The organism is Streptosporangium sp. LJ11 (assembly GCF_051918945.1).
In the GTDB taxonomy this organism is placed as follows: Bacteria; Actinomycetota; Actinomycetes; order Streptosporangiales; family Streptosporangiaceae; genus Streptosporangium.
Genome location: NZ_JBPXMB010000011.1, coordinates 252,748 through 272,613 on the forward strand (window position 1 = coordinate 252,748; position 19,866 = coordinate 272,613).

A 19,866-nucleotide genomic window follows, 5' to 3' on the forward strand; every position below is an offset into this window, starting at 1 on the left:
GCCCCGGCGGGCGCCCTCGGACGGGTGCCGCCCGGACGGATGCGCGACGGGTCAGCGCGAGGGCTGCTGGGACAGGGTGCCGATGGGGATGACCAGCGGGGTACCGGCCACCGGATCCTCGATGACCTTCGCGTCCAGTTCGAAGACCTCCGCCAGCAGGGCCTCGGTGAGCACCTCGGCCGGAGGACCCGCGGCGACGACCTTGCCGTCCCGCATGGCCACCAGACGGTCGGCGTAGCGGGCGGCGAGGTTGAGGTCGTGCAGGACCATCACCACGGTGCGGTCCAGCTCCCCGTGGAGCCTGCGCACCAGCTCCAGCACCTCGATCTGGTGGGCCAGGTCGAGGAAGGTCGTCGGCTCGTCGAGGAGCAGCAGGTCGGTGCCCTGGGCGAGGGCCATGGAGATCCACGCCCGCTGCCGTTGCCCGCCGGACAGCTCGTCCAGCGGGCGGTCGCCCAGGTCGAGCAGGCCGGTCATGGCCAGGGCCTCGCCGACCGCGGACTCGTCGTCGGAGGACCACTGGCGGTACCAGGTCTGGTGCGGGTGCCGTCCCCTGGCGACCAGGTCGGCGACGGTCAGGCCCTCGGGCGCCGACGGCGCCTGCGGCAGCACGCCCAGGACCTTGGCGACCTCCTTGGAGGGCATCCTGTCGATGCGCTTGCCGTCGAGCAGCACCTCGCCGCCCGACGGCTTGAGCAGCCGTCCCAGGGCGCGCAGCAGAGTGGACTTGCCGCACCCGTTCGGCCCGATGATCGTGGTCACCGTCCCGGCCTCGATCCCGAGGTCGAGACCGTCGACGACCACGCGGTCCCCGTACCCCAGGCTGACGTCGACGGCTTGCAGTCTCACTGGCGGGCCTCTCTGCGTACGCGGATGAGGAGATAGATCAGGTACGGGGCGCCGAGGACCGCGGTGACCACGCCCACCGGCAGCTCGATCGGGGTGAACGCGGTCCGGGAGACCAGGTCGGCGCCGGTGGTGAGGGCCGCGCCCGCGAGGGCCGAGACGACCAGCGGCGGCTGTGCCACTCCCGCCAGGCGCAGCGCGATCTGCGGGGCGGCCAGGGCGACGAACGTGATCGGCCCGGCCGAGGCGGTCGCCGTCGCCGCGAGCAGCACGGCCGCGAGGATGAGCACACCCCTGGCGAGGTTCATCCGTACGCCCAGGCCGGTCACGGTGTCGTCGCCGAAGCGCAGCACGCCCAGCGAGCGGGTGCCGAGCAGTGTCGCCGGGACGAGGACGGCGAGCGCGACCGCGACCGGAACCACGTGCTCCCAGCCCCGGCCGTGCAGCGAGCCGCTGATCCAGACCAGGGCCCGGCTGCTGTCGTTGACGTCGCCGACGGTCAGCAGCCAGTACTTGAGGTTGGTGCAGACGGCCGAGACGCCGATGCCGACCAGGACCAGCCGGTAGCCGTCCAGGCCGTTGCGCCAGGCCAGCAGGTAGACGGCGAGCGCGCCGGCCAGGCCGCCCAGCAGGGCCACCAGGGGGACGCCCACCTCGGCGAGGGCGCCGCTGGTGCCGCCCCAGGTGTTTCCCGCCGCCACGATGACCGCGACCACGGTCACGCTGGCGCCGGTGGTGACGCCCAGGATGTCGGGGCTGGCCAGCGGGTTGCGGGCGATGGCCTGGGTGATCGCCCCGGCCAGGGCGAGCGCCGCGCCGACGAGGGCGCCGGTCAGCGCGCGGGGGAGCCGGAGCTCCATGATCACGAAATGGTCGGGCCCGTCGCCGGTGACCGCGCGCAGGACGTCGAGGACACTCATCGGGATGTCGCCGAGCCGCATGTTGAGCGCCATGAACAGCGCCGTGGTGGCCAGCAGGACCAGCGCCGCGACGGTGGAGCGAGGCCGGAGCGGCCAGGAGGCGGGGCCGACACGCAGCGCCCGCCTTTCGGCGGACGGTCTTGACGAGGGAGCGGTGGAGATGGTCACAGCCGCACCGGCTTCCTGCGTCGTACCAGAATGATGAAGAACGGCGCTCCGACGAGGGCGAGGACCACGCCCACCTCCAGCTCACCCGGGAAGGCCACCACGCGGCCGATGACGTCGGCGAGGAGCAGGGCGGCGGCGCCCGCCAGGCCCGAGTACGGCAGCAGCCAGCGGTGGTCGGGGCCCGAGAGCGGCCGGGTCAGGTGCGGCACGACCAGGCCGATGAAGGCCAGCGCGCCGCAGGCCGCCACGGAGGCGCCGCTGAGCAGGGTGATGGCGGCGATGCCGACGGTGCGGGTCAGGGTGATGTTCTGGCCGAGCGCGCGGGCGACGTCCTCGCCGAGGGACAGCGCGTTCAGGCCGGGCGCGTTGACCAGGGCCAGGACCAGGCCGGCGGCGATGAAGGGGAGCACCTGCCAGGCCACGTCCGCGCCCCTGGCCGCGATGGAGCCCGACTGCCAGAAGCGGAAGACGTCCATGGCCTGCTCGTCCAGGAGGACCAGAGCCGAGGTGAGCCCGTACAGGAACGCGCTGACCGCGGTGCCCGCGAGGGCCAGGGTCACCGGGGTGGGGCCGCCCCTGCCGCCGGCCATGCCGAGGGCGAACACCCCCGCGCTGGCGAGGAGGGCCCCGGTGAGACCGAACCAGATGTAGCCGTACGGGGTGGTGACGCCCAGGACGATGATGCTGAGGACCATCGCGAACGCCGCCCCCTGGGTGACGCCGAGCAGGCCCGGGTCGGCCAGCGGGTTGCGGGTGTGGCCCTGCATGAGGGCGCCCGCGACGCCGAGGGCGATCCCGGCCATGACGCCGATGGCGGTCCTGGGGATCCGCAGCGATCGGACGACGACGTCGTTCTCGGTGCCGGTGGGGCCGGTGAGCGCGTGCCAGACGTCGCCGGGAGGGACCGGTTTGGCGCCGAACGCGAGGCTCAGCGCGACCGCCGCCACGAGGACGGCGAGCAATCCGGCCAGGACGAAAAGGCGGCGCCGGTGGGTCTTTCTGAGACCCGCGCCGGGGGCGGGCCGCGAGACGACCACCGCGTTGATCACCTGACCTCCTCTTTTCTCGCCGGACCCGGGGTAAGTATGTCAGCTTAGGTATAGCTAAGCTAAATAAGGTTGTCCTTAATTTGATGGAAGGATTCATGAAGATGAGAGCGTTGCGCGCCCTGGCCCTCGGGGTGGCGGGAGTGGTGCTGTCCGGCGGCCTCGCCGCCTGCGGTTCGAGCACCTCCGGCACCGCCGGGGAGACCTCCGGCACCGCGGGCGCGTCCGCGGCTCCCGCGGTGAGCGACGCTGCGGCGTTCCCCCGGACGGTGAAGCACGTCATGGGAGAGACCGAGATCCCGGCCCAGCCCAAGCGGGTCGTGGCCCTCGACCAGAGCTTCGTCGACGCGGTGCTGACCCTGGAGACCGACGTCGTGGGCTTCACCAGTTACCGGACGCTGAAGGACGAGCTTCCCGAGTATCTGACCCCGGTCCTCGGCCACGCCAAGGAGGCCACGTCGGTCGGGACCCTGGAGCAGCCGAGCCTGGAGCGGATCGTCGCGCTCAAGCCCGACCTGATCGTCTCCGCCAAGATCCGCCACGAGGCGCTGTACGACAAGCTGTCGCAGATCGCGCCGACGGTCTTCAGCGAGACCACCGGGGCCATCTGGAAGGACAACCTCAAGCTCGTGGGCGAGGCCCTGGGCAAGGAGGACCTCGCCGAGCGGAAGCTCAAGGAGTACCAGGACCGCGCCGCCAAGATCGGCGAGTCCATCAAGGCCAAGGACGGCGAGCTGCCCACCGTCTCCGTCGCCCGTTTCGCGGGCGAGCCGACCGTCCGCCTGTACGTGGAGAACTCCTACTCGGGCCTGGTGCTGAAGGACGTCGGTTTCCCGCGCCCCGAGGACCAGCCGACCGTGACCGACACCGTCATGGTCCCGATCAGCCAGGAGAACATCTCCCAGCTGGACGCCGAGCACATCTTCGTCTCGGCCTACGAGGACCCGGCGGTCGACTCGGGCAAGGAGAAGTTCGAGGCCAACCCGCTGTGGGGCAGGCTCAAGGGCGTCAAGCACGACGTCAACGACACCACCTGGATGACCGCCGTCGGCATCCAGGGAGCGCACGCCATTCTCGACGACCTGGCGAAGTTCTTCGAGGTCGACCCGGCGAAGGCCGCCTGACCTCCGCCCGATCCGCCCGGCACCCTCTGCCCGTACCTCTGCCCGGCGCGTGATCGCCGGTGGGTCCGCGAGCCGCGGCAAGCGTCGCTTGTCGCGGCCGCGCCGTCGAGAGGCCGGACGATCGCGAGCCGCTCCAGCCGTCCGGCCGGACATGGGGAAGCCGTGGAGAAGCCGTGGAGAAGGTGTGGAGAGCCGTCTACCGGGCGGTGGGGGGAAGGAGACCGGGCGATGGCGTCCGGGTGAACCACAGGGGGGTGCCGGCCCGTCTCTTGGGAAGGAGATTAAGTCCCCAACATGTGGGAAGCGGGGAGACGTGGAGATGGGTGTCGGAGTTTCTCAGGGCGCGGGCCCCGACCTGGCGGCTGGCTTCGGCCATTCGGCGGCGGGTTTCGGTGGGGTGGTGATCGACGTTTTTCCCAACCCCAAAGGTGCCCCTACCTGGGCATATGTGATGATGGACACACCTTCTACCGAATCCGGGGAACGATGTTACGATACTGAGACTTGTCCGGCTGTAGAGCGTGTCGCACCCGCCGTTGGCACAGCCACAGATCAGTCCCCTGACCACATAGAGCTTTTAACGGCCCCCTTACAAGGTGCCTGCGAGCATCAAGTACGCCGTCAGAAAGGGTGCGTCGTACCTTTGCCGGGCGGTAGTGGGGGGAAGAGCACGAGGGGGGTCCAATGATCACGATGACGGAAGAGCAGCGCCAGGACTGGTTCGAGCGTGACGTCGTGCCGGTCACCAGCCAGCTTTACGCGTCCGCGATGCGTCTGACCCGCAACACCGCCGACGCCGAGGACCTGGTCCAGGAGACCGTCACCAAGGCCTTCACCTCGTATCACCAGTTCCGTGAGGGCACCAACCTCAAGGCGTGGCTGCACCGCATCCTGACCAACAACTTCATCAACGACTACCGCAAGAAGCAGCGCTCGCCCAAGCTCTCGGCCACCGAGGAGATCGAGGACTGGCAGCTCGCCGCCGCCGAGTCCCACATGTCCAGCGGTCTCAAGTCCGCCGAGACCGAGGCGCTGGAGCAGCTGCCCGACAGTGCGGTCATGAACGCCCTGCGTGCCCTGCCCGAGGACTTCCGGGTCGCCGTCTACCTGGCGGACGTCGAGGGCTTCGCCTACAAGGAGATCGCCGAGCGGATGGGCACCCCCATCGGCACGGTCATGTCCCGCCTCCACCGGGGCCGGCGCCAGCTCCGCACCATGCTCGAGGACTACGCCCGCGAGGAGGGCGGCCTCCGTGTGTCCGAGGAGGTCCAGGCCGCCTGACCCCCTCTCCCTCTCCCGCCTTCCGTCTCCTTCCCCCGTCTTTCCGGCTTCGCGTACGGCCCGTGCCCGCTTCGGGTACGGGCCGTACGCGCACCCGGGGTCCGCCCGCCGGCGGGGACGGCTTCACGCGGCCGTACGCGCGAGCGGCGGCCTTCCCGTCCGGCGGGGGACGGTCACTCCAGCGTCATGTGGAGCCTGACCCTCAGCTCGCCGTCCACGCCGCGCACCTGCACCAGGTCGCAGAGCTGGCGGCTGATCCAGAGCCCGTACCCGCGCGGCGACCCGGGCTCGGGCGGGAGGTAGCCGGGCAGCGGGACGTCCAGGTCGCCACCGCCGGAGTCGGCGATCTCGCACACGATCTCGCCGCCGGCCGCCCAGATGGCCGCCCGGCCGTGTCCCGCCCCGTGCTCCACGCTGTTGGCCGCCATCTCCGAGACGCTCAGCACGAGCGAGGCGACCAGGTCGCGCCTCATGCCCACCCGGTGTGCGTGGTCGGTGACGAGCGCGCGCAGCCGTCCCAGCTCCTCCAGGGTGAAGTCGGTGACCACCGCGGACGGGGGCGGGTCGGGGAGGGGGAGGTCGTCTCCCGGCAGCGCGAACCGCTCCGGGGAGACGTAGCGGTCGCTCCGCCGCAGGCCGGCGCCGCTCAGCTCCGTGGGGTGGGTGTGCAGGACGTGGTCGAGCGCCAGCGCCTCGTCGTACAGGCACCACAGGCTGACCGGGATCCCGGCGAAGGCGGCGTTGAGCACCGACTCGTAGCGGATCCACTCGCGGGCCTGCCGCTCGGTCCAGCCCGACCACACCGGCTCCCCGAGGACCAGCGGCCGTTCCCGCTGCCGGATGTAGTCGTGGAAGGCGGCGAGGGTCCGCGTCGGGTGGGCGTACCACGTCCCGGCGAGGCGGCGGTCGATGAGGCGGGCGTCCGCGCCGAAGGCGTCACCGATCAGGTCGAGCCCGCGCTCGCCCGCGACGACCAGGATCCGCCGGCCCTCGCGGAGGGCACCGGCGATCAGGGGCTGGACGAGTCGCAGGAAGCCGGAATCGGAACCGTACGCGACAGCCGTGTGCGCGAACGGCCCGCCGGAGTCGAGGAACGCCCGATCGGGCTGCACGGGGATGACCGTAACAAGCGTCCGCCCCCAACACAACAGAGTCAGTTCGCGACATCGTGTCAACCGGACGCGATCAGCGCGACCGCGGCGAGAGTGAAGCCGATTCCCACCACCTGCACCGTGTTGAGCCGTTCTCCCAGGAAGTGACGGGCGAGCAGCAGGGTGCTCGCCGGATAGAGCGAGACCAGGACGGCGACGAGGCTGAGCATGCCGCGCTGCTGGGCGAGCACGAAGAGCACGTTGGCGGCCATGTCGAGCGCCCCGGCCGCGAAGATGACGCGCAGCGTGCCGGGCCCGGGGCGCAGGGCCCGGCCGGTGGCCAGGGCCAGCAGGGCGATGAGGGCGACCGAGGTCAGGCGCGCTCCGAGCAGCGGCCACATGCCGCCGTCCACCGGAGCCTGGGCGATGATGACGAAGAAGCCGCCGAAACCCGCGCCGGCGGCGAGCGAGGTCAGGATCGGGCCGTACCCCCGGCTGGCCTTCCTGTCCGAGGAACCGCGGCTCACCAGCAGGACCGCCAGCAGTGCGAGGACGACCCCGCCCAGCGCGACCGGCTCGGGGCGCTCCCCGACGGCCAGCCCGAACAGCACGGGCAGTGCCGCCGAGACGGTCGCGGTGATCGGCGCGACCACCGACATCACGCCGGTGGCCAGCGCCCGGTAGAACAGCACGATCCCCGCCGTGCCGCAGAGCCCGGAGACCGCGCCCCAGGCGAGGGCCGCGGGCGTGGGTCTCTCCGGCAGGAACGGCAGCAGCGCGACGATCACGGCCAGCCCGGCGCCCTGGGAGAGGACCACCACCGCGAGCACCCGCGACCGGCGGGTGGCCAGACCGCCGAGGAAGTCCGCGGTGCCGTACACCAGCGCGCAGGCGGTCGCCAGCACCACAGCCGTCACGTTCCACCTCGGTTCAATAGACTGCACTGGTAGGACAATATATGAAGTGCAATGGAGTGCAAAACAAGTTCACTAGACTGAACTCATGGATCCAGAGACGATCACCGCCGCGGTCGCCAACAACGTGCGGGCGCAGCGGGCGCACCGGCAGATGACCCTCGACGAGCTCGCCGCGCGCTCGGGAGTGAGCCGGGGCATGCTCGTCCAGGTCGAGCAGGGCAGGACGAACCCGAGCATCAGCACGCTCACCCGCATCGCCGACGCGCTCGGGGTGACCGTCGCGCGGATGGTGGAGGTCTCCGACACGCCCGTGGTGCGGGTGGTCAGCGGTGCCGACGTCGTCACCTTCCCGCACGGGAAGTCCAGCACCGCGCGGCTGCTGGTCGGCACCGACGCGCCCGCCATCCTGGAGCTGTGGGACTGGCGGCTGGCCCCCGGCGACCACCACGACGGCGACGCCCACCCCCCGGGCACGCGCGAGATGCTGACCGTCCTCGAGGGGTGTCTCACCCTCTCGGTGTACGGCAAGAGCCACATCGCGGAGGCGGGCGACGCGGTCGTGTTCAGCGCCGACCGGCCGCACAGGTACGCCAACGAGGGGGACACGCCGCTGCGGTTCATGATGGTCGTGACCGAACCCCGGGAGACGCCCGACCGCTCCTGACGCTCCGGGTGGGCGTGTGACCCGCGACCGTCCCCCTGTCTTCGAGAGACGTCACCGGCCCCCTGCTCCCGAGAGACGCCACTGATCGCCCGCCTGACTTGGGAGCTTTAAGGCTTTAACTGGCCGCATCGGATGAGACATGGCCACCAGGGCGCGCATCTCGCCGGATGTGGCGTGAAGTGGCGCGTCGGTACGGGCAATCGGCCGGTGATGTCCCATCCTGGTGGAATACCTGGTCATGATCTTGCGGGGGGACCCGGCCGGGCCGCTCGCCGTCCCCGCGGCGCTTTCGGGGGGAAGCATGCGGGTGTGGCGGGTGTGGGCCGTGCCGGTGGCGTCGCTGTTCGCGATCTGGGGCTGCACCTCCCCGATCGCCCTGGTGGGATCGGTGGAACCGGCGACCGTGACGCCCGCCGTCCTCGCGGGGCCCGCCCCCGCCCCTGCCGCCGCCCCCGGGCTCGGACCCGGCGCGATACGGTCGCACTGGGCGCGGGACGACCTTCCCGTCTCCCCCCGGGCGCGCCGGATCGACTGCGAGCGGATCAGGTGCGTGGCGCTGACCTTCGACGACGGGCCGGGGGCCTACACCGAGCCGTTGCTCGACATCCTCGCCGGGTACCGGGCCAGGGCGACCTTCTTCGTCGTCGGGCGCATGGCGTTCGGGGACGGCGAGAGCACCCTCCGCAGGATGGTGGCCGAGGGGCACGAGCTGGGCAACCACACCTGGGACCACCCGCAGCTGCCCCTGCTGTCACAGGCCGCGATCAGGGAGGAACTGGGCCGTACCCAGTGGCTCGTCAAGCGGGCGACCGGGGTCACGATGATCCTCATGCGCCCGCCGTACGGGCTGACCGACTCCAGGGTCGCCGCCGAGAGCCGCCAGCTGGGGCTCGCCCAGATCCTGTGGGACGTCGACACGCTCGACTGGCGTGACCAGGACCCCTCGGTCGTCGCCCGGCGCGCGACCGAGGCCGGGCCGGGTTCCATCGTGCTGATGCACGACACTCACCGTTCCACGGTCCAGGCCGTTCCCCTGCTGCTGGACGAGTTCGCCGCCAGGGGCTACCGGTTCGTGACGCTTTCCGAGCTGTACGGTGGGCGTCCCGCGCCGGGGAGGAAGTACTACGGCAGCCCTTGACGGACGCGCCGGGCCCGCTCCCGCGCCTGGCCGGAGAACCTGGCGGAAAGCCCGGCCGGAGGACCGGTGAAGGGCCCGCTCGGAGGACGGGCGGGAGGAACGGCGGAAGAGGCGTGAACCTGCCGTGCCGGTTTCCCGACTGTCCTGGGCGAGGAGGTCAGGGTGACTGACGAACTGCTGGTGGTCCGGTGCCGGCTCGGTGAGCGCGAGGCGTTCGCCGAACTGGTGAGGACCTGGCACGATCCGGTGTGGAACTACGTACGGCGCATGCTGGGGCCCTCACGGGCCGACGACGTGGCCCAGGAGGTCTGGGTGGCCGTGGTGCGCGGGCTGCCGCGCCTGAAGGAGCCGGGCAGGTTCGCGCCCTGGCTGTTCACGATCGCCAGGCGCGCGGTGGCCGACCGGCTCCGCGAGGAGTACGCCAGGCCCGAGGTCCCGGCCGAGGAGGAGCGGGTGTCCGCCGATCCCGCCGACACCCTCGTGGACCGCGCCGGCCTGCTCGCGGGCCTGTCGGCGCTACCGGTCAGGGAGCGGGAGGTCCTCGTGCTGTTCTACCTGCAGGACCTCTCCCTGGAGGACTGCGCGCAGATCTGCGCCGTCCCCGCCGGCACGGTCAAGTCGCGCCTGTCCCGCGCGCGGCGCATGCTGCGCGACCAGCTCACGGAGAGGGGATACCAGGCATGAACCCCGATGACATGATCGACAGGCTGTCGGGCCCGCTGTCGCTGCGCCGCCGGATCGGCAACGTCGTGGCACTGCTCGGCGGCCTGGGCGGGGCGCTGTTCATCGGCCTGCTGTGGGCCACCGAGCCCGTACTGCCGGGCCGTACGCACCTGGCCTTCGGCGCGCTGGTCGCGCTCGGCCTGACCTGGGCCGGTTACGGGGTCTGGGCGCTGACCCGAAGGACGCCGCTGTTCGCCCTGGACCGGGTGATCGCCGCCTGGCTGGCGGTGGCGGCGACGGGCCTGCTGACGGCGGGGACGGCCGTGGTCGCGGCCGCGAGGGGCACCTGGGCGGGTGCGGCGGGGGTGGTCGTCGCCGTGACGCTGGCCGTGCTCGCGGTGGCCGTCCTGCTCAGGGCACGTGCCGACCGCGCCGCCCTGCTGCGGCGCAAGCGCGAACTCGGCGGCTGAGGGAGGTTGAGGGGGGCTGAGGGGGCCAAGGCGGCTGAGGGCGGCGGAGGCGGGACGAGGGGGTCCCGCCTCCCTGCCGCTCCCCGAGGGGTCGAAGCCCCTACTTCCTGGTGATCACACCACAGGCGACGCGCCCGCCGGAGTCTCCGGCCTTGAGGGTCTCCGCGTCCGGGCCGGTGCCGCCGGGGTGGCGGTAGCGGTCGGGGATGTTGGAGTGGTTGTCCGGCAGGGCGTGGACGACGATGGAACTGCCGTCGGCGTCGAAGAGCTGCCCCACCTGGAAGCGATCGGTCACGACGGTCGTCTCGCCGGTGCCGTCGGCGGCGACGAGGAGGTTGGGCAGGTCGCCGGAGTGCCCGCTGTGCTTGACCGGCGGGATGGTGAAGTGCGCGCCCGCGCTGGCGAAGGGGCTGCGGGTGACCGGGTCGATCGCCCTGGGGTCGCAGACGCCCTTCATGTGGACGTGGAAGCCGTGGTAGCCGGGGCGCAGGCCGCGGACGGCGACCGCGAGCCTGGACTTGTCGTCCGGCTGCCGGTCGATGCGCAGGGAGCCGATGTTCCTTCCGGCCGTGTCCTTGATGACGGCCTCGGCCGACGCCTGGGGCGCCGGCGACGACATCCCCGAGATATGCGACATCTGCGATATCGCCTGGGCGGCCGGGACGGTGCCGGCTCCGGCCGTCACCGTCCCGAGCGAGACGGCCAGGGCGAGGCAGGTTCTGTGAAGCATGAGAGATCCCCCCGTACGAGTCCTGGGCTCCCCGCGGTGACGGGAAGCGGCCAGTACAGGGTTCCTACCCCAGGTGGGGGCGGGTACCGGGGGCACCACGCCGCCTCACCGGGCAAAACCGTGCCGTGCGGGGCCGCCCGGCGCGAGGCCGGACCGGGCGAAGAGACCGGGCCGGACGAAACCGGACCGGACGAAACCGCGCCGTACGAAGGCGTGCCGGAAGAAGCCGTCTCGCGCGAGGCCGGACCGGACGAGCCGGACGCGGAGGCCGTACGGAACCAGACGGATGCGGAGGTCGTACGGAACGAGACAGACGAAAAGGCGTACGGAACGAGACCGTCCCGTCGGGTGTGCCCGGCGGGACGGGGTGGAGCGGTGCCGCGGGTGTCAGTTGGTCCGCTTGGCGCGGGCGGTGGTCCGGGCGCGGGTCGAGGCGTCGAGGACGACCTTGCGGATGCGCACGTTCTCCGGCGTGATCTCCACGCACTCGTCCTCGCGGATGAACTCCAGCGCCTGCTCCAGCGAGAGCTGGCGCGGCGGGATCAGCGTCTCCGTCGTGTCGCTCGTCGAGGAGCGCATGTTGGTGAGCTTCTTCTCCTTGGTGATGTTCACGTCCATGTCGTCGGAACGCGAGTTCTCACCAACGATCATGCCCTCGTAGACCTCGGTGGTCGGCTGGACGAACAGGACGCCGCGCTCCTGCAGGTTCAGCATGGCGAACGGGGTCACCGGGCCCGGCCGGTCGGCGACCAGCGAGCCGTTGTTGCGGGTGCGCAGCTCGCCGAACCACGGCTCGTAGTCCTCGAACACGTGGTTCACGATGCCGGTGCCGCGGGTCTCGGTCAGGAACTCGGTCCGGAAGCCGATCAGGCCGCGGGCCGGGACCACGAACTCCATGCGGATCCAGCCGGTGCCGTGGTTGGTCATGTGCTCCATGCGGCCCTTGCGGACGGCGAGCAGCTGGGTGATCGCCCCCAGGTATTCCTCGGGGCAGTCGATGGTCACCCGCTCGACCGGCTCGTGGACCTTGCCGTCGATGACCTTGGTGACGACCTGCGGCTTGCCGACGGTCAGCTCGTAGCCCTCGCGGCGCATCTGCTCGACCAGGATGGCCAGCGCCAGCTCGCCACGGCCCTGCACCTCCCACGCGTCGGGACGGTCGGTCGGCAGGACGCGCAGCGACACGTTGCCGACGAGCTCCTTGTCGAGCCGGTCCTTGACCATGCGGGCGGTGACCTTGGAGCCCTTGACCCTGCCGACCAGCGGCGAGGTGTTGGTGCCGACGGTCATGGAGATCGCGGGCTCGTCGACCGTGATGAGGGGCAGCGGGCGCGGGTCCTCGGGGTCGGCGAGGGTCTCACCGATCATGATGTCCGGGATGCCGGCGATCGCGATGATGTCACCGGGCCCCGCCTCCTCGGCGGGCTTGCGCTCCAGCGCGTCGGTCATCAGCAGCTCGGTGATCTTCACCCGCTGGATGCTGCCGTCGGTGCGGCACCAGGCGACCTGCTGGCCCTTCTTGATGGTGCCCTGGTGGACGCGGCAGAGCGCGATCCGGCCCAGGTAGGACGAGGCGTCCAGGTTGGTGACGTGCGCCTGCAGCGGGGCTGTCGGGTCGTACACCGGGGCCGGGATCGTGTTCTTGATGACCTCGAACAGCGGCTCCAGGTCCTCGGAGTCCGGCATCCCGGCGTCCTCGGGACGGTTGAGCGAGGCGCGTCCGGCCTTGGCCGAGGCGTAGACGATCGGGAAGTCGATCTGCTCCTCGGTGGCGTCCAGGTCGATGAAGAGCTCGTAGACCTCGTCCACGACCTCCTTGATCCGGGCGTCGGGGCGGTCGACCTTGTTGATGCACAGGATGACCGGCATCTTCGCGGCGAACGCCTTGCGCAGCACGAACCGGGTCTGCGGCAGCGGCCCCTCGGAGGCGTCGACCAGCAGCACGACACCGTCGACCATGGACAGGCCCCGCTCGACCTCACCGCCGAAGTCGGCGTGGCCGGGGGTGTCGATGATGTTGAGCGTCATGCCGCCGTGCTTGACGGCGGTGTTCTTCGCGAGAATGGTGATCCCCTTCTCGCGTTCGAGGTCGTTGGAGTCCATGACACGGTCGTCCACGTCCTGGTTGACGCGGAAGGCGCCCGACTGCCAGAGCATGGCATCCACGAGAGTGGTCTTGCCGTGGTCGACGTGCGCGATGATCGCGATGTTCCGCAGGTCGTCGCGGCTGTTCAAAGGCATGATGGAGTCTCACTCTGTGATCGTGGAGGCTGGCCGCGGACTGTGCGGCCTTCCCATTTTAGTTGATCCGGACAATCGCTCTCACGCCTCCGGCAGATGAAGTGCGCCAATTCACCCTCCGGACACCTTCGCGACCCCCCTGCGGGGGCCCGTGGCGTGTACGGCGGACCGGGCCGCGCAGGGGCGGCGGGCGGGGTGCGGCCGGGTCCCCGGCACTCCCTAAGCTCGGATCCATGCCTCTCGCACCGTCGTTTCCCGTAATGCTGAAAACTCGGGACAACCTGCGGATAGACGCCGCCCACACCCCCTCGCGCGGCGCGGACGACCTCGGGATCGTCCTGGCCCACGGTTTCACCGGATCGCTCAGGGAACGCGCCACGCGCCGCATCGCCCACGCGCTCAGCGGGTTCGGCGGGGTGGTGGCGTTCGACTTCAGGGGACACGGCCGCTCGGGAGGCCGGTCGACCGTGGGAGACCTGGAGATCCTCGACGTGGACGCGGCGGTACGGCACGCGCGGACCATCGGCTACCGGAGGGTCGTGACCGTCGGGTTCTCCATGGGCGGGGCGGTGGCCGTGCGGCACGCGGGGGTGCTGGGCGGCCCGGACGCGGTGGTGTCGGTGAGCGCCCCCGCGCGCTGGTACTACCGGGGGACCAGGCCGATGCGTCAGGTGCACTGGGCGATCGAGAGGCCGATGGGGCGGCTGGCCGCGCGGCTGGGCAAGCGCACCCGGATCATGAAGGGCGTGTGGGACCCGCTGCCGCTGGCGCCGTACGAGGCGGCCGCGAAGATCTCGCCGGTGCCGCTCCTGGTCGTGCACGGCGACGCCGACCGGTTCTTCCCCCTCGAGCACGCGTACCAGATCTACGAGGCCGCGAACGAGCCGAAGGAGCTGTGGATCGAGTCCGGCTTCGGCCACGCGGAGTCGGCGGCCACCCCGGATCTGGTCCGTCGCATCGGGAGATGGGCCGCGGCCCGTTCCGGTCCCCCGGAGGGTGTCTATCCTCGGGAAGATTGACCGTATGCCTCGTGAAGATTGACCTGATGGCGATGCCGATGTGACGGCGACGGGCAGCGGCGAGGAAAGGGACACATGCGGAGCATCTACGTTGCGGGTCTTGGCCGGGGAGACGGCAGGCAGATCGTCGAACTCGGCCTGATGGAGCTGCTGACCGGGCGGGCCGATCGTACGGGGGTCTTCCGGCCGATCACCGGCGGCGGCGAGGACCGGGTCCTGGAGCTGATCAAGGCCAGATACCGCCCCGCGGCCGCGGCGACCGGGGTGACCGCCGAGGACGCCGCGGAGATCTACGCCGAGCGGGGCGCCGAGGAGCTCATCGGCCGCCTTGTCGCCCGCTTCCACACGCTGGAGCGCGAGTGCGACGCCCTGCTGGTGCTCGGCAGCTCCTTCGACACCGACGACCTGCCGCGCGAGCTGGCCTTCAACGCCCGCCTGGCCGCCGAGTTCGGCGCCCCGGTGATCGTGGTGGTGGGCGCGCACGGCGACGACGCCGAGGAGATCGCGACGGAGATGCGCACCGGCCACCAGGTCTTCTCCGACCTGGGCTGCACGGTGCTCGCGGTGATCGCCAACCGGGTGCCCGAGGGCACGGTCATCGAGTGCGACCTGCCGGTGCCCTGTTACGCCGTGCCCGAGCACCCGTCGCTGTCGGCGCCGACCGTCGGGCAGGTCATGCGGGCGGTGGACGCCGAGCTGATCCAGGGCGAGGACGGCCTGCTGCGCGACGTGCTCGGGTTCGTGTTCGGCGGCGCCACGCTCCCGGTGTTCCTGGAGCACCTCGTCGACGGCGCGCTCGTGATCACACCGGGTGACCGCGCGGACCTGCTGCTGGTCTCGCTGGCCGTCGAGGCGGCCGGTACGGCGAGACCGGCCGGGGTCGTCCTCACGGTGGGGGAGAGGCCCAGCGAGGCCGTACGGGAGCTCACAGCCCGTCTGGCGCCCGGCGTGCCGGTGCTCGCGGCCGAGGCGGACAGCTTCACCGTGGCGACCACCCTGGCCGGGCTGGAGGGAAGGCTCACCGTCGACAACCCGCGCAAGATCGAGACGGCTCTCGGCCACTTCCAGGCGCACGTGGACGCGGCCGGTCTGGCCGACAGGATCGAGCTGACCCGCTCCGGGCGGGTCACACCGATGATGTTCGAGCACACCCTGCTGGAGCGGGCGCGGGCCGACCGGCGGCACATCGTGCTGCCGGAGGGCGAGGAGGACCGCATCCTGCGGGCGGCCGACATCCTCCTGCGGCGCGGCATCGTCGACATCACCCTCCTCGGCAGGGAGGACGTGGTTCGGCGGCGGATCGGCGACCTCGGCCTCGACCTGTCGGGCGTGACCGTCGCCGACCCGCTCACCTCACCGCTGCGGGAGTCGTTCGCCGAGGAGTACGCCAAGCTGAGGGCGCACAAGGGCATGACCTTCGAGTCGGCCCTGGACGTGGTCTCCGACGTCAACTTCTTCGGCACGATGATGCTGCACCGGGGTCTGGTGCACGGCATGGTCTCCGGGGCCGCGCACACCACGGCCGCCACGATCCTGCCCGCCTTCCAGATCATCAAGACGGTTCCCGACACCTCGATCGTCTCCTCGGTGTTCTTCATGTGCCTGGCCGACCGGGTCCTCGTCTACGGCGACTGCGCGATCAACCCCGACCCCGACGCCGAGATGCTCGCCGACATCGCGATCTCCTCGGCCCGCACGGCGAAGCGGTTCGGCGTCGAACCGAGGATCGCGATGCTGTCCTACTCCACCGGCGAGTCGGGCACCGGCGCCGACGTCGACAAGGTCCGCGCCGCCACCGCCCTGGTCGCCGAGCGGGCGCCCGACCTGCTGGTCGAGGGACCCATCCAGTACGACGCGGCGGTGGACGCCAGGGTCGCGGCCGCCAAGCTGCCCGGGTCACAGGTCGCCGGCCGGGCGACCGTGCTGATCTTCCCCGACCTGAACACCGGCAACAACACCTACAAGGCCGTGCAGCGCTCGGCCGGTGCCGTCGCGGTCGGGCCGGTCCTGCAGGGGCTGCGCAGGCCGGTCAACGACCTGTCGCGCGGAGCCCTGGTCACCGACATCGTGAGCACCGTCGCCATCACCGCCGTACAGGCGCAGGAGGTCACCCCTTGAGCGAGCGAGGCGCACGGGCGGCCGGGACGGCCGGGGCCTCCGGGCGGAGCGATGACGAGAGCGTGAGCGGCGCCCCGGGGCACCGTCCCGGTTCGGGCCGGGAGGATTCGAACGGCCCGGACGATCCGAACGGCTCGAGCGGCCCGAACCGGGACGGGGAGCCGGGCAGGGAGGGCCTTCCCGGACGGGTGCTGGTCCTCAACTCCGGGTCCTCCTCGCTGAAGTACCGGCTCCTGTCCGGCGCCGAGCGGCTGGCCTCGGGAACGGTGGAGCGCATCGGCGAGCCGGGCTCCCCGGTACCCGACCACCGGGCGGCACTGGAGACCGTCGCGGCCCGGCTGGCCGCCGGCGGCCTGGGACTCGACTCTCCCGAGCTCACCGCGATCGGGCACCGGGTGGTGCACGGGGGCACGGCCTTCACCCGGCCCACGCTGATCACCGACGAGGTGGTCGGGGGGATCGAGGAGCTCGTCCCGCTCGCGCCCCTGCACAACCCCGCCAACCTGGCGGGCATCGAGGTCGCCCGGAGGCTCCGCCCCGACCTGCCGCAGGTCGCCGTCTTCGACACCGCCTTCCACGCCACGATCCCCCCGGCCGCCTCGACGTACGCGATCGACCGCGAGGTGGCCGCGCGGCTGGGGGTGCGGCGCTACGGCTTCCACGGCACCTCACACGCGTACGTCTCCCGCGAGGCCGCCCTCCTCGCGGGCGGGCCCGAGGCCAACGTGATCGTCCTGCACCTCGGCAACGGGGCCAGCGCCTCGGCGGTGTCCGCCGGGCGGTGCGTGGACACGTCCATGGGCATGACCCCGCTGGAGGGCCTCGTCATGGGGACCCGCAGCGGCGACCTGGACCCGGCGGCGGTCCTCTACCTGGCGCGTACGGGAGGCATGTCCCTCGACGAGATCGACGCGCTGCTCAACCGCCGCAGCGGCATGCTCGGCCTCTGCGGCGACAACGACATGCGCGCGGTGACGCGGCGGCTGGCCGAGGGCGACCCGGACGCCGAACTGGCCATGTCGGTCTACTGCCACCGGCTCCGCAAGTACGTCGGCGCCTACTACGCCGTCCTCGGCACGGTCGACGTCATCGCCTTCACCGGCGGCGTCGGGGAGAACTCCGCCCTGGTCAGGGAGAGGACGCTGGCCGGTCTCGGGGCGCTCGGCATCGCCGTGGACCCGGTACGCAACGCGCGGGGCGACACGCTCGTCTCCGCCGACGGCGGGGCCGTGAGGGTCGCGGTGATCCCCACGGACGAGGAGTTCGAGATCGCCCGGCAAACTCTTTCCGTCGTTTCCCGAACCAATCGCGGATAAAAGACGTCTACCACGACAGCGGATGAATGAGATCCGCCGGGAGAAGTCCACCGGACCCGAATCATCACTCGGCGACCGTCGTGGGAGATACTTCTTGTGGTCGGATGGTCGCCCAGCGTCGCGGGGGTGCGCTGGGCGGTCCGTCCGGCGATGTGCCCGTACGGCTCGTGACGAGCCGTACGGGCACACCTGAAGCGTGACTCGCTCGCGGAGCGCCTCAGCCCAGGCGGGCGATCGACTTGTACTCCAGGTAGGACGACAGTCCCTCCGGGCCCAGCTCGCGGCCGAGGCCGCTGCCCTTGAAACCGCCGAAGGGCGAGCTGTTCTCGATCATGAAGAGGTTGACGCCGTAGGTGCCGGCGCGTACCTGGCGGGCGACGTCCATGCCGTGCTCGGTGTCGGCGGTCCACACCGTCCCGGCCAGGCCGTAGTCGCTGTCGTTGGCGATCCGGATCGCGTCCTTCTCGTCCTCGTACGGGATCACCGCCAGGACCGGTCCGAAGATCTCCTCGCGGGCGATGCGCATCTCGTTGGTGGCTCCCGCGAAGACGGTCGGGGCCACGTACCAGCCGCGGTCGTAGGGGCGCTCCAGGCCGCCGACGACCGGCTTGGCGCCCTCGTCGATGCCGATCCTGATGTAGCCCTCGACCCGCTCCTGCTGCCGCTTGGCGACCATCGGGCCGATGCCGGTCGCCGGGTCGGACGGGTCGCCGACCTGCATGCTCCGCACCATCGCCGAGACCGCGTCCACGACCTCGTCGTAGCGGTTGCGCGAGGCCAGGATGCGGGTCTGGGCGACGCAGGCCTGGCCGTTGTTCATCAGCGAGGCGATCGACAGGAAGCCCATCGCGGAGGGCAGGTCGCAGTCGTCCAGGATGATCGCCGCGGACTTGCCGCCCAGCTCCAGGGTGCACCGCTTGAGCTGCTCGCCGCAGATCGCCGCGATGCGCCGCCCGGCGGCGGTGGAACCGGTGAAGGCGACTTTGTCCACGTCCGGGTGGGAGATCAGGTGCTCGCTCGTCTCGCGCCCGGCGGCGACGATGTTGACGACGCCGTCGGGGATGCCCGCCTCCTTGACCATCTCGGCCAGCAGGTAGGAGTCGAGCGGGGTCTCGGGCGCGGGCTTGACCACGATCGTGCACCCCGCGACGAGGGCCGGGGCCAGCTTGATCATGATGACGAACTGCGGGACGTTCCACGGGACCACGGCGGCGACCACGCCCACCGGCTCGCGGCGGACGGTCACGGTGCCGAAGGTGCCGGGGCGCTCCTCCTCGACGGGGAAGGTCTTGCCCAGCTCGGCGTAGTACTGGAGCATGCCGAGCGGCTGCGGGGCCTGCGCCAGCTGGGAGAAGGTGATCGGAGAGCCCATCTCCAGGGTGATGAGCTCGGCCATCTCGCCCTGGCGGGCCGCGTAGATCTCGGCGAGCCTGCCGACGACGGCCGCGCGCTCGGCCATCGTCATCCGGGGCCACGGGCCGTGGTCGAACGCCTGGCGGGCGGCTGCCACCGCCCGGTCCATGTCGGCGGGGGTGCCGTCGGGAACCCGGCCGACGACCTCCTCGGTATGGGGGGAGACGACGTCGATGATGCCGGTCCCGGCGGGGGCCACCCAGTCGCCTCCGATGAAGAGCGTGTCGTGCTGGCGCATGATGTGTTGCCTCCTGGTGGGCGGGCCAGAGTCGCGATTCTCGGACGGTTTCATCCGCTGGGAAGGGCGCCACGCGCCCCACCGCTGTTTGAGACCGAATCATGTTCTGTCGCTGATGACAAGGGTGGCCGGCGTCTTCGTGTCTCGATCCGAGACGTCTTCGCGCCTTGACGGAGATACCCCCGTGTCGCGGGTTGAGACGTCTTCACGCCTTGGGCTGAGATGTCTTCACGCGTTGAGGTGGGACGCCCTCGTGCCGTGAGCCCGAGACGTCTTCGGCCCGCGAGTGGAGTGGTGCGTTCTGTGCGAGGATTCTCCGGAGTGACAGGAGTGACATGTTCCGCAGTAGTTGGTTAAATCACCCTAAAGAGGTTGATAGTTCACCAATGGTGCGCGAGTTCCTTCGTTCCGGTGGCGAGCTTCAAGATCGTCTTCTATAGTTTCGCTCCGTCCATGAGGGGGC

The 19,866-nt window shown here is 71.1% G+C and carries 17 protein-coding genes; 9 read left to right on the forward strand and 8 right to left on the reverse strand.

Translation table 11 applies throughout. From position 1 onward, the window contains the following. Positions 1-51: 51 nt before the first annotated feature. Genes ACTOQ3_RS18550 through ACTOQ3_RS18560 form a run of 3 tightly spaced genes read right to left on the reverse strand, consistent with a single transcriptional unit; the run spans position 52 to position 2,983 of the window. Positions 52-849 carry an ABC transporter ATP-binding protein gene (locus ACTOQ3_RS18550; RefSeq protein WP_440084620.1) on the reverse strand — a complete coding sequence of 266 codons (798 nt, stop codon included), beginning with the start codon at positions 847-849 and terminating at the stop codon, positions 52-54. Then, positions 846-1,934, reverse strand: coding sequence for a FecCD family ABC transporter permease (locus tag ACTOQ3_RS18555; RefSeq protein ID WP_440084621.1), 1,089 nt, complete (start codon positions 1,932-1,934; stop codon positions 846-848). Before ACTOQ3_RS18555 ends, ACTOQ3_RS18550 begins: the two co-directional genes overlap by 4 nt. Then, entirely contained in the window at positions 1,931-2,983 is a 1,053-nt protein-coding gene (locus ACTOQ3_RS18560) for a FecCD family ABC transporter permease (RefSeq protein WP_440084622.1), read from the reverse strand. The genes ACTOQ3_RS18555 and ACTOQ3_RS18560 overlap by 4 nt, the downstream gene beginning before the upstream one ends. Before the next feature lie 101 nt (positions 2,984-3,084). On the opposite strand from ACTOQ3_RS18560, the gene ACTOQ3_RS18565 reads away from it, so the two are divergent. After that, positions 3,085-4,104: an ABC transporter substrate-binding protein gene (locus tag ACTOQ3_RS18565; protein ID WP_440084623.1), complete on the forward strand. Its 1,020-nt coding sequence runs from the start codon at positions 3,085-3,087 to the stop codon at positions 4,102-4,104. Between the two features lie 684 nt (positions 4,105-4,788). Next, a complete protein-coding gene (locus ACTOQ3_RS18570; RefSeq protein ID WP_362693591.1) occupies positions 4,789-5,385 on the forward strand; it encodes a sigma-70 family RNA polymerase sigma factor in 597 nt (198 codons plus the stop codon). 173 nt (positions 5,386-5,558) lie between these two features. Here ACTOQ3_RS18570 and ACTOQ3_RS18575 read toward each other — a convergent pair whose 3' ends face one another. After that, positions 5,559-6,497 carry an anti-sigma factor RsbA family regulatory protein gene (locus ACTOQ3_RS18575; protein ID WP_440084624.1) on the reverse strand — a complete coding sequence of 313 codons (939 nt, stop codon included), beginning with the start codon at positions 6,495-6,497 and terminating at the stop codon, positions 5,559-5,561. A gap of 59 nt (positions 6,498-6,556) precedes the next feature. Continuing rightward, positions 6,557-7,393: an EamA family transporter gene (locus tag ACTOQ3_RS18580; protein WP_440084625.1), complete on the reverse strand. Its 837-nt coding sequence runs from the start codon at positions 7,391-7,393 to the stop codon at positions 6,557-6,559. A gap of 85 nt (positions 7,394-7,478) precedes the next feature. On the opposite strand from ACTOQ3_RS18580, the gene ACTOQ3_RS18585 reads away from it, so the two are divergent. From ACTOQ3_RS18585 to ACTOQ3_RS18600, 4 genes are all read left to right on the forward strand, one after another. After that, positions 7,479-8,057, forward strand: coding sequence for a helix-turn-helix domain-containing protein (locus tag ACTOQ3_RS18585; protein WP_440084626.1), 579 nt, complete (start codon positions 7,479-7,481; stop codon positions 8,055-8,057). A gap of 238 nt (positions 8,058-8,295) precedes the next feature. Then, positions 8,296-9,195 (forward strand): polysaccharide deacetylase family protein, encoded by a 900-nt coding sequence (locus tag ACTOQ3_RS18590; RefSeq protein WP_440084627.1) that lies wholly within the window; start codon positions 8,296-8,298, stop codon positions 9,193-9,195. Between the two features lie 162 nt (positions 9,196-9,357). Continuing rightward, on the forward strand, positions 9,358-9,879 hold the full coding sequence (locus ACTOQ3_RS18595; RefSeq protein WP_440084628.1) for an RNA polymerase sigma factor: 522 nt from the start codon (positions 9,358-9,360) through the stop codon (positions 9,877-9,879). Continuing rightward, complete coding sequence (locus tag ACTOQ3_RS18600) at positions 9,876-10,328, forward strand: hypothetical protein (RefSeq protein ID WP_440084629.1); 453 nt, start codon at positions 9,876-9,878, stop codon at positions 10,326-10,328. The genes ACTOQ3_RS18595 and ACTOQ3_RS18600 overlap by 4 nt, the downstream gene beginning before the upstream one ends. 100 nt (positions 10,329-10,428) lie before the next feature. Here the strand turns inward: ACTOQ3_RS18600 and ACTOQ3_RS18605 are convergent, their stop codons facing one another. Together ACTOQ3_RS18605 and typA are read right to left on the reverse strand one after the other, a co-directional pair. Then, a complete protein-coding gene (locus ACTOQ3_RS18605) occupies positions 10,429-11,058 on the reverse strand; it encodes a superoxide dismutase family protein (RefSeq protein ID WP_440084630.1) in 630 nt (209 codons plus the stop codon). 387 nt (positions 11,059-11,445) lie between these two features. Continuing rightward, complete coding sequence (gene typA, locus ACTOQ3_RS18610) at positions 11,446-13,299, reverse strand: translational GTPase TypA (RefSeq protein ID WP_362693557.1); 1,854 nt, start codon at positions 13,297-13,299, stop codon at positions 11,446-11,448. Positions 13,300-13,559: 260 nt separating this feature from the next. Between typA and ACTOQ3_RS18615 the strand changes: the two genes are divergently transcribed. From ACTOQ3_RS18615 to ACTOQ3_RS18625, 3 genes are all read left to right on the forward strand, one after another. Next, positions 13,560-14,318: an alpha/beta hydrolase gene (locus tag ACTOQ3_RS18615; protein WP_440084631.1), complete on the forward strand. Its 759-nt coding sequence runs from the start codon at positions 13,560-13,562 to the stop codon at positions 14,316-14,318. A 75-nt stretch (positions 14,319-14,393) separates the two neighbouring features. Continuing rightward, the gene (gene pta / locus ACTOQ3_RS18620; protein WP_440084632.1) at positions 14,394-16,436 is read left to right on the forward strand and encodes a phosphate acetyltransferase; all 2,043 of its coding nucleotides are present in this window, start codon (positions 14,394-14,396) and stop codon (positions 16,434-16,436) included. Next, a complete protein-coding gene (locus ACTOQ3_RS18625; RefSeq protein ID WP_440084633.1) occupies positions 16,433-17,752 on the forward strand; it encodes an acetate/propionate family kinase in 1,320 nt (439 codons plus the stop codon). The genes pta and ACTOQ3_RS18625 overlap by 4 nt, the downstream gene beginning before the upstream one ends. A gap of 217 nt (positions 17,753-17,969) precedes the next feature. Here the strand turns inward: ACTOQ3_RS18625 and ACTOQ3_RS18630 are convergent, their stop codons facing one another. After that, positions 17,970-19,403 (reverse strand): aldehyde dehydrogenase, encoded by a 1,434-nt coding sequence (locus ACTOQ3_RS18630; protein ID WP_440084634.1) that lies wholly within the window; start codon positions 19,401-19,403, stop codon positions 17,970-17,972. Positions 19,404-19,866 lie beyond the last annotated feature (463 nt).

Coding starts and splice junctions, on each gene's coding strand:
- ACTOQ3_RS18565 (WP_440084623.1), top strand. CDS start 3,085: ATGAGAGCGTTGCGCGCCCTGGCCCTCGGGGTGGCGGGAGTGGTGCTG.
- ACTOQ3_RS18570 (WP_362693591.1), top strand. CDS start 4,789: ATGATCACGATGACGGAAGAGCAGCGCCAGGACTGGTTCGAGCGTGAC.
- ACTOQ3_RS18585 (WP_440084626.1), top strand. CDS start 7,479: ATGGATCCAGAGACGATCACCGCCGCGGTCGCCAACAACGTGCGGGCG.
- ACTOQ3_RS18590 (WP_440084627.1), top strand. CDS start 8,296: ATGATCTTGCGGGGGGACCCGGCCGGGCCGCTCGCCGTCCCCGCGGCG.
- ACTOQ3_RS18600 (WP_440084629.1), top strand. CDS start 9,876: ATGAACCCCGATGACATGATCGACAGGCTGTCGGGCCCGCTGTCGCTG.
- ACTOQ3_RS18605 (WP_440084630.1), bottom strand. CDS start 11,058: ATGCTTCACAGAACCTGCCTCGCCCTGGCCGTCTCGCTCGGGACGGTG.
- typA (WP_362693557.1), bottom strand. CDS start 13,299: ATGCCTTTGAACAGCCGCGACGACCTGCGGAACATCGCGATCATCGCG.
- ACTOQ3_RS18615 (WP_440084631.1), top strand. CDS start 13,560: ATGCTGAAAACTCGGGACAACCTGCGGATAGACGCCGCCCACACCCCC.
- pta (WP_440084632.1), top strand. CDS start 14,394: ATGCGGAGCATCTACGTTGCGGGTCTTGGCCGGGGAGACGGCAGGCAG.
- ACTOQ3_RS18630 (WP_440084634.1), bottom strand. CDS start 19,403: ATGCGCCAGCACGACACGCTCTTCATCGGAGGCGACTGGGTGGCCCCC.